This window comes from Streptomyces sp. NPDC091387 (assembly GCF_044756945.1).
Lineage (GTDB): Bacteria > Actinomycetota > Actinomycetes > Streptomycetales > Streptomycetaceae > Streptomyces.
In genome coordinates this window covers 1-2,152 of sequence record NZ_JBIVTZ010000023.1, presented here as the reverse complement: position 1 = coordinate 2,152, position 2,152 = coordinate 1, and the positions used below count along the sequence as shown (strand labels likewise).

Below are 2,152 nucleotides of genomic sequence, written 5' to 3'. Positions count from 1 at the left end.
CCGCTCAGGCGGGGGCACCCCGTGGAGCGGCGTGCGGTAGCGCCGGGGCGGCCACAACTCCCCTCACCGGCCCGCACGGAACCGGCACACGGACCTCCCGCGTCTCCGCCGGACCGGCCACTGCGGCGGCGAGCGAGCGCCGTCCCCGCCGCAGAAGCCCTCCAGCGTCACCCGATCGCCCTCCGCAGCCGCCCCCGGCCCCACGGCCAGGAAGCTCAGCCACGGCCCGAGCCCGTACCCGCACCTGCGCACGGGCCACGGCCGTACACCGCCATCGGGCACAAAGGGGGTGAGGAACCCCGCTCACCCGGCCGACCCGGCCGGCGGCCACGGGGCCGGAGAAGGACACGCTCCGTCCCCGTGGACCGCCCCCCGCGATCACCGCGGCACCATGGAACCGGGCCCTGCCCGACGAACGCACGACACCGCGACACCGCGACACCGCGACACCGCGACAGCACCCGAACAAAGCAGCGGCGTTCAAAACGTTCCGGTCCGGCACGGACCAGCGGCCAGGGCGCGGGCGGACAGCCCCATGAACAAACGGCCGGGCCCGGACCGGGACTTCCGGCCGGTGTGCCCCGCGGCCGGCCTCAGGCCTCTGCTTTCTTCACAAGGGCGCTGATGGCCTTCTCGTCGGCCGCGGTCAGCTTCTTCAGGGCATAGGCGGTCGGCCACATCGCACCCTCGTCGAGGGCCGCCTGGTCACTGAAGCCGAGCGTCGCGTACCGCGACTTGAACTTCTCCGCGCTCTGGAAGTGGCAGACGACCTTGCCGTCCCTGGCATACGCGGGCATCCCGTACCAGAGCTTGGGCGCGAGGCCGGGAGCGGCGGCCCTGACGATCTCGTGGATCCGCTCGGCCAGGACCCGGTCCGCTTCCGGCATCTCGGCGATCTTCGCGAGGACGTCCTGCTCCGCCGCAGCCTCCTTCTCCGCCCGGGACGAACCACGCCGCGCCGCTGCCTTCTTCTGGTCGCGTGCGTGATCCTTCATCGCAGCCCGCTCCTCGGCGGTGAATCCGTCGTGCTTCCCGGCGGACGTACCGGAATTCCTGGCGGGCGACTTCGTCGACGGCATAGCAGGTTTCCTCTCGTGCATAAGAGTGAGACAGGACGGTTCGGGAGTGCCGGACCGTACGTCAGGACTGTGCGGGGGAAGACGGCGCGACGGTCTCCCAGACGAAACCGTCCGGGTCGGTGAAGGCGTCGGCGGCGGCGCCCAGGACGATACGGTGCGAGCCGGTGCCGTCGGCGGGAACACCGAGGTCCTTGGCCAGCGCACGGTGCTTGTACAGCGCCAGCTTGAGCGGGCTGGACTGGCCGGAGGCGAACTCGGCGTACTTCCCGCCGAAGCTCTTGGCCACGGCCAGACCCCGCCCGACGTAGAACTGCTTGGTTGCCTTCACGTCCTGGACACCGAGCAGCAGGACGAACTCATCGATCTCACCGGTAGCGGGGCCGGTGTCCTTCTTCACCGACGTCGCGATCTTCCAGATCGTCCCGTCCGGGGCCTGGACCACACCGCCGTAACCCCACAGCGACTTCACCGCGGGCTTCAGCACCGTGGCACCGGCGTCCACAGCAGCGGCAACGAAGCCGTCCACAGTCGCCGGCCCGGAAACCGTGAGCGCCAACGTGAAACCGCGGAACCCGGCCGAGTGCGCCTCGGACGCCCGCAAGCGAATATACGCACCCACACCAAAAGCATCGTAGAAACGGCGAGCGGCCTCGGGCTCGGCCACCTCAAGGGTGACGGACGCGAGAACCGTACGGACTGCGGTGGAAGCGGTGGTTGCCATGTCCGTCATGCTAGGCGCCGGGCGGCGGCCGAAGCTTCTCGAATCCTGACCGGCCCCGCCACTTCCTCGGCCACCCGGGCACCCCCTCCCCCGCACCTACCGATCCCGCGCAACCTCGGTGACCACAGCACCGGCACCAGCAGGGCCAGCCACCACACCCACCACCCACCACCGGAAGGCCCGAAGACCCCCAGAAGACCCCCAGGACACATACCGGCCAGCCCGGTGCAGCCAGGTGAACCCGCCCAGCCACGCACAGCCGACCACGAAACAAACCCCACTGACGCCCCTGCCACCCCACCACAGCAGCACCATCGCCCACCCAGCACAACACACCCTCAGATATCAGACG

The 2,152-nt window shown here is 70.2% G+C and carries 2 protein-coding genes; both read right to left on the bottom strand.

All coding sequences use genetic code 11. The features are described 5' to 3' along the window. Positions 1-593 precede the first annotated feature (593 nt). Positions 594-1,079 carry an iron chaperone gene (locus ACIQM0_RS34130; protein ID WP_401294313.1) on the bottom strand — a complete coding sequence of 162 codons (486 nt, stop codon included), beginning with the start codon at positions 1,077-1,079 and terminating at the stop codon, positions 594-596. A gap of 61 nt (positions 1,080-1,140) precedes the next feature. Then, positions 1,141-1,809 (bottom strand): glyoxalase, encoded by a 669-nt coding sequence (locus ACIQM0_RS34125; RefSeq protein ID WP_401294311.1) that lies wholly within the window; start codon positions 1,807-1,809, stop codon positions 1,141-1,143. Positions 1,810-2,152 lie beyond the last annotated feature (343 nt).

What these genes read in the sequence shown, in the direction of transcription:
- ACIQM0_RS34125 (WP_401294311.1), bottom strand. Translation starts at nt 1,809, where the DNA reads ATGACGGACATGGCAACCACCGCTTCCACCGCAGTCCGTACGGTTCTC.
- ACIQM0_RS34130 (WP_401294313.1), bottom strand. Translation starts at nt 1,079, where the DNA reads ATGCCGTCGACGAAGTCGCCCGCCAGGAATTCCGGTACGTCCGCCGGG.